The sequence below is a fragment of the Micromonospora sp. NPDC005215 genome, from assembly GCF_040607915.1.
Lineage (GTDB): Bacteria > Actinomycetota > Actinomycetes > Mycobacteriales > Micromonosporaceae > Micromonospora.
The window spans coordinates 1-5,397 of the sequence record NZ_JBEXHQ010000100.1 but is presented as its reverse complement, the minus strand read 5'-3'; the positions used below and the strand labels follow the sequence as shown (position 1 = coordinate 5,397).

Here is a 5,397-nt window from a genome sequence, read left to right as displayed (position 1 = left end):
GAGCCTCGCTCCGGACGCCGGACTGCTCTCCGGCCGGCCCACCGTGGCCGGGGTGTACCTGTCCACCATCCAGGTGACGGACGCCAACGGGTTCGCCACCGGGACGGCCTGCTCGTCGGGGAACGGATCGTCGCTGGACGGACTGTCGGTCAGGGTCCGTGCGCTCGTCACCCGGCCGTCGGTGATCTCGGCGACCACAGTGCCGGCCGGGGACCCGGGTGGGATGGCCGGGCCACTGCCCGGGAAGGCTGGCCGTCCCGGGCGGTCACCCCGCATGACCGTGGCGGGCGCCAACTCGGCGTCGAGCCGGTCGATCAGGACGTGCCGTAGCGCCACGGTGGTGAGGCCCGCGACGGCGACGCTGACCACCGCCAGCAGCGCGACCAGGGCAAACACCAGCCGGGTACGCAGGGAGCGGCCGGCCAGCCACCGGCGGGCGGCGCGCAGCGGGCGGCGGTTACTCGGCGGGCTTGAGGACATAGCCCGCACCGCGCAGCGTGTGGATCATCGGCGCCCGACCGGCGTCGATCTTTTTGCGCAGGTACGAGATGTACAGCTCCACCACGTTGGCCTGGCCACCGAAGTCGTAGTGCCACACCCGGTCGAGGATCTGCGCCTTGCTGAGCACCCGGCGCGGGTTGCGCATCAGGTACCGCAGCAGCTCGAACTCGGTAGCGGTGAGGGTGATCAGTTGGCCGTCGCGGCGTACCTCGTGGCTGTCCTCGTCGAGGCTGAGGTCACCGACGGTGAGGACCGCGTCCTCCCGGGCGGCGACGGCGAAGCCGGAACGGCGCAGCAGCGCGCGCAGCCGGGCGATCACCTCCTCCAGGCTGAACGGCTTTGTCACGTAGTCGTCGCCGCCGACGGTCAGGCCGGCGATGCGTTCCTCGACGGCGTCACGGGCGGTCAGGAAGAGCACCGGGACGGTGGGGGCGTGCTCGCGCAGCCGGCGCAGCACCTGGAAGCCGTCCAGGTCGGGCAGCATCACGTCGAGGACCACGGCGTCCGGCTGGAACTGTCGGGCGGCGCTCAACGCCGCCATGCCGTTGCCGGCGCTGCGGACCTGCCAGCCCTCGTAGCGCAGCGCCATCGACAACAGGTCGGTGAGCGTCGCCTCGTCGTCGACAACAAGCACCCGGACGGGTTCGCCGTCGGGGCGACGCAGCTCGATCCGGCTCGGCGCGGCCTGCCCGTTTGTGACCATGGCCCCCATCGTGGCCGCGGCGTCTGTGCCACGCCCCTGCGGGAGCTGTGTGCCAGCTGTGCGGCCGGTCCGACGTGACGCCGGCGTCACCACCGGTCAGCCCCGCCTCGTTGTCACTCGGACACCCCGTACGCGTCGGTGCGCACGAACCGCATGCTCCAACCGCCCGCGTCGTCGGGCCGGTCGCGTTCGTAGAGGTGGTCGGGGCCGGGCTGCACCGGCCCGGTGCCGTCCGGGTGCCGCATGATCCAGCGCGGTGGTGGGGCGCCGTCCGACCCGGCCGGCAGCAGGCGGACCAGGCCGTCCGCGGGCCCGCCGACGAAGCGTACGGTGACCTCGCCCATCGCGGCGCCCCCTCGGGTGACCGTGCCGACACAATCGGTGACGCCGGCTCTGGCTCGCAAGCTACCGCACCCACCGCCGTCGGCGCAGCGCGGTGCGGTGCGGAGATCGCCCCGAACAGCGCCGCGGTTTGCCCAGCTCGGCGGTCGGGTACCGCGACCGGAGCACCCGCCGTCGGCGGAGCGAGGGCGAGGAGTGGGCGATGCGCACACTGGACGGGCGGTACCAGCTCGAGCAGCGCATCGGCGTGGGCGGGATGTCCGAGGTGTGGCGGGCGCACGACCAGGTGCTGGACCGGCCGGTCGCGGTGAAGCTCATCCTTCCCGGTGCGGACGACCAGGACGGCCGGCACAGGCAGGGCGGCCCGGTGGACCGGATCCGCGCGGAGGCCCGGTCGGCCGCCCGCCTGGTGCACCCGAACGTGGCGAGCGTGCACGACTTCGGCACCGCCTCGACCTGGCCGGGCCGTCCGGTGCCCTACATCGTGATGGAGCTGGCCGAGGGTGAGACGCTCGCCGCGCACCTGCGGGCCGGGCCGTTGGACTGGCGGATCGCGGTGCGGGTCTGCGCGGAGGTCGCCGCGGCGCTGGCCGCCGCGCACGCCGAGGGCATCGTGCACCGCGACGTCAAACCCGCGAACGTCATGCTCACCCCGTCGGGCGTTAAGGTGCTCGACTTCGGCATCGCCATCCCCACCGGCGCACCCGATCCGACCCCGACCGGGATGGTGTTGGGCACCCCGGCCTACCTGGCGCCCGAGCAGTTGGAGCGGGCTCCGGCCACCCCCGCCTCCGACATGTACGCCCTCGGCGTGCTGCTCTACTACTGCCTCACGGCCCGCCTGCCGTACCACGCGGTGACCCTCAACGAACTGCTCGGCGTACGCCGCTGTCAGCCACCGGAGCCGCTGCCCGAGATCGAGGGGCTGCCGCCGGAGGTGGCCGAATTGTGCCACTCCTGCCTGGCCGACGATCCCGCGCGGCGTCCGAGCAGCATGGTCGCGGCGCTGCTGCTTGCCGAGTCCGTGGACGCCCGGGTGTACGTACCGATGACGATCCCGACGCCCCGCCGACCGATACCGACGTCGGCGTGGACCGAGCGGGCCGCCGCCGAGGCGACCGAGGCGGTGGCCCTGCTCGACGAGCCGGAGCGGGCTTCCGGGCGCTGACCACTGGCTCAACCGCGTTTCGGCGGGCGGCGGCCGGGTAGCCGACCTGCCGAGCGACGGGAGAAACGCGATGCCGGATCAGAGTTCCTGGCTGCGTGAGGCCACCGCGACCGCCGAGGGCGGTCACGTACGCACCGACGATGGCGGGCTCTCCACCCCGCTGGCCTCGCCGCTGGCGGCGCACTGCACGGGGCTGAGACCAGAGCAGCTGCTGGCCGCCGCCTTCGCGTCCTGCCTGCACCACGCGGCGGTGGAGGCGGCCGGGGAGATCACCGACGAGGCGCACACGGTGCAGGTACGGGCGGAGGCGAAGCTGGGGCGTGACGACGACGGTCTCTACCGGGCCGACGTGCACGCCTCGATCTCGTCGGCCGGCCTGAGCCGAGATCAGCTGGCCGACCTGGTGGAGTACGCGGACCGGCTCTGGCCGTTCTCCAGCGGCGACGCGAGCCGGCACCGGCTGACCGTCACGCCGGCGGAGAACGGTCGACACTGACGTCCATGGCCCGCCGGGGCCGGGCGGTGCCGGCACCACGCCCACCGGCGAGTGGGCCGTCCGGCGGATTGGGCATCGGCCGTCCGGACTACTCCTGAACGGGAGCCCACGACTCGGCCGGCGGGTCGTCGACCAGCCCTTATTGGCCCGCCAATCGGACATGCCGGTCTGGCCCGATCCGCGAGGTTGATCAGCCTTGCTCCGCCTTCGCCCCCGGGAATCCCCAAGATCGGGGCAAAGTGTGGCGCAGGCCACCGTACGGACAGGCGATATCGAGCAATTGGGTCTTTAGCCTCGTCAGGTGCATCCCGACGACCCCTCCGACCAGAAGCTGACCGACTCGCCGCCGACCACCCGATCGGGCGATGTCGCATCAACCGAACAGACGATCGGCCGGCACCGCGTCCCCGAACCGCCCCGGCGTCCCCTGCTGGGCTCGACCCCGATCCGGGTGGCCCTGGCCACCGGCGTCACCTGCTGCCTCAGCCTCGTCGCAGTCGCCACCGCCCGGGGCAACGATGACGACCCGGCCCGCACTGTGGAGCCGATCGCCGAGGCGGTGGCCGACCGCGCCGCCATCGCCGACGAACGCGCCTCCCGGTCGCTGGATCGTGACCTCGCCCCCGCGCGGGTCCTGCCCAGCCCGACGGCAACGCCCACCCCCGCACCCACACCCACCGTCGTCCGCAAGGCGCCCAAGAAGCCGGCCAAGCCCCGCCGACCCCGACCGGTTGCCGGCCTCGACCAGGCACAGATGGACAACGCGAAGATCATCGTGGACGTCGGCCTGGACCTGAAGATGCCGCGCCGCGCCCTGGTGGTGGCGCTGTCCACCGCCATGCAGGAGAGCAACCTCTACAACCTGGCCAGCGACGTCCTCCCCGAGTCGGCCGACTACCCGAACCAGGGCAGCGGCTCCGACCACGACTCGCTCGGGTTGTTCCAGCAGCGGCCCAGCAGCGGCTGGGGCACGGTGGCCGAGCTGATGCGTCCCTCGTACGCCGCGAGGGCCTTCTACAGCGCACTCAACGAGATCCCCGGCTGGCAGGACATGAGCGTCACCGCCGCCGCCCAGGCCGTGCAGATCTCCGCCTACCCGGACGCGTACGCCCAGCACGAGGAGCGGGCGACCACCGTCGCGGCGGCGCTCACCACCTGAGCCGACCGTTCAACCCCGCGCCGACCGCTCTCAGCGCCGGCCGGACGGCGGCTCCGCGCCCGCGTCCAGCCCGCCGACTCCCACCCGGCTCCCCGGCACCCCGGCAGCCGCGGTCGGGGTGTCGGCGGGCACCTGATCCTCCGTCACCTGACCGAGGATCTCGTCCACCCGCGCCTCGCGCCGCCGCCGGACGTACAGCGCCGCCTCGAAGTCGCGCCGGGCCTGCACCGCTTCCTCGTACGCCCGCTCGCGCACCTGCCGGGCCTCCGCGCGGGCCTGGTCCAGCTCGGCACGGGCCTGGGCCAGGATCTCGGCGGCCGCACGCCGCTCGGCGGCACCGGCGTGGCGGGTGACGGCGGTGTCGCCGAGGTCCAGCCGCCGCAGGAGGCCGCTGAGCCACGCCGCCTCCTGCCGGATCTCGTCCCACTCGCCGCTCGCCTCGGCGGCACCCTCAGCGCGTGCCGCGAGCCGGGACAGCCGGACCCCCAGCTCGTCCAGGCAGGAATCCACCTGCCGCTTGTCGTAACCGGTCTCAACGATGGAGAACCTCATCCGTCGCCCCCAGGCAGCTGCTGTTACTTCCCCTCCTGGATCCTCGGCCGCTACCGCGACGGCCGAGGAGGTTCGGGAAAAATGTTCAGCATGCGCGCACGGGGGCCCGCGTCAGACGCGCTTGGGCAGCACGACCACCCGGCCGAAGAACTCGTCGATGCGGCGGACCACGTCGTTGAAGTCGTCCAGGTCGATCGGCTTGGTGACGTACGCGTTGGCCTGCAACGTGTAACTGCCGACGATGTCGGTGTCGGCGTTGGAGGTGGTCAGCACCACGATCGGGATGGTCCGCAGATCCTCGTCCTGCTTCACCGCCCCGAGCACCTGCCGGCCGTCCATCCGCGGCATGTTCAGGTCCAGCAGGATCACGTCCGGCCGGCGCCCAGGTCGGCGGCGGCTCGGAGGAGCCGACCCGGAAGGTCGACGGGTTGACAGCGACGGCAACGAAGGCGACCACCGCGATGACGACCCCGGTG

General features: G+C 72.9%; 6 protein-coding genes and 2 pseudogenes. 3 read left to right on the top strand and 5 right to left on the bottom strand.

Annotated elements, in window-relative coordinates; translation table 11 throughout:
- From ABZU25_RS34260 to ABZU25_RS34250, 3 genes and pseudogenes are all read right to left on the bottom strand, one after another.
- Positions 1-480: pseudogene (locus tag ABZU25_RS34260) on the bottom strand (hypothetical protein); the annotation flags it as partial.
- A complete protein-coding gene (locus ABZU25_RS34255; protein WP_355033511.1) occupies positions 458-1,204 on the bottom strand; it encodes a response regulator transcription factor in 747 nt (248 codons plus the stop codon). The gene ABZU25_RS34255 and the pseudogene ABZU25_RS34260, both read right to left, overlap by 23 nt.
- 113 nt (positions 1,205-1,317) lie before the next feature.
- A complete protein-coding gene (locus ABZU25_RS34250) occupies positions 1,318-1,548 on the bottom strand; it encodes a hypothetical protein (RefSeq protein ID WP_355033510.1) in 231 nt (76 codons plus the stop codon).
- Between the two features lie 200 nt (positions 1,549-1,748).
- On the opposite strand from ABZU25_RS34250, the gene ABZU25_RS34245 reads away from it, so the two are divergent.
- The 3 genes from ABZU25_RS34245 (at position 1,749) to ABZU25_RS34235 (ending at position 4,369) form a co-directional block, all read left to right on the top strand.
- A complete protein-coding gene (locus ABZU25_RS34245) occupies positions 1,749-2,714 on the top strand; it encodes a serine/threonine-protein kinase (protein ID WP_355033509.1) in 966 nt (321 codons plus the stop codon).
- A gap of 70 nt (positions 2,715-2,784) precedes the next feature.
- The gene (locus ABZU25_RS34240; RefSeq protein WP_355033508.1) at positions 2,785-3,210 is read left to right on the top strand and encodes an OsmC family protein; all 426 of its coding nucleotides are present in this window, start codon (positions 2,785-2,787) and stop codon (positions 3,208-3,210) included.
- A gap of 301 nt (positions 3,211-3,511) precedes the next feature.
- On the top strand, positions 3,512-4,369 hold the full coding sequence (locus ABZU25_RS34235) for a hypothetical protein (RefSeq protein WP_355033507.1): 858 nt from the start codon (positions 3,512-3,514) through the stop codon (positions 4,367-4,369).
- Positions 4,370-4,399: 30 nt separating this feature from the next.
- On the opposite strand, the gene ABZU25_RS34230 is transcribed toward ABZU25_RS34235, so the two are convergent.
- The gene (locus ABZU25_RS34230; protein ID WP_355033506.1) at positions 4,400-4,921 is read right to left on the bottom strand and encodes an ATPase; all 522 of its coding nucleotides are present in this window, start codon (positions 4,919-4,921) and stop codon (positions 4,400-4,402) included.
- Between the two features lie 111 nt (positions 4,922-5,032).
- A pseudogene (locus tag ABZU25_RS34225) lies at positions 5,033-5,299 on the bottom strand (response regulator); the annotation flags it as partial.
- Between the last annotated feature and the right edge of the window lie 98 nt (positions 5,300-5,397).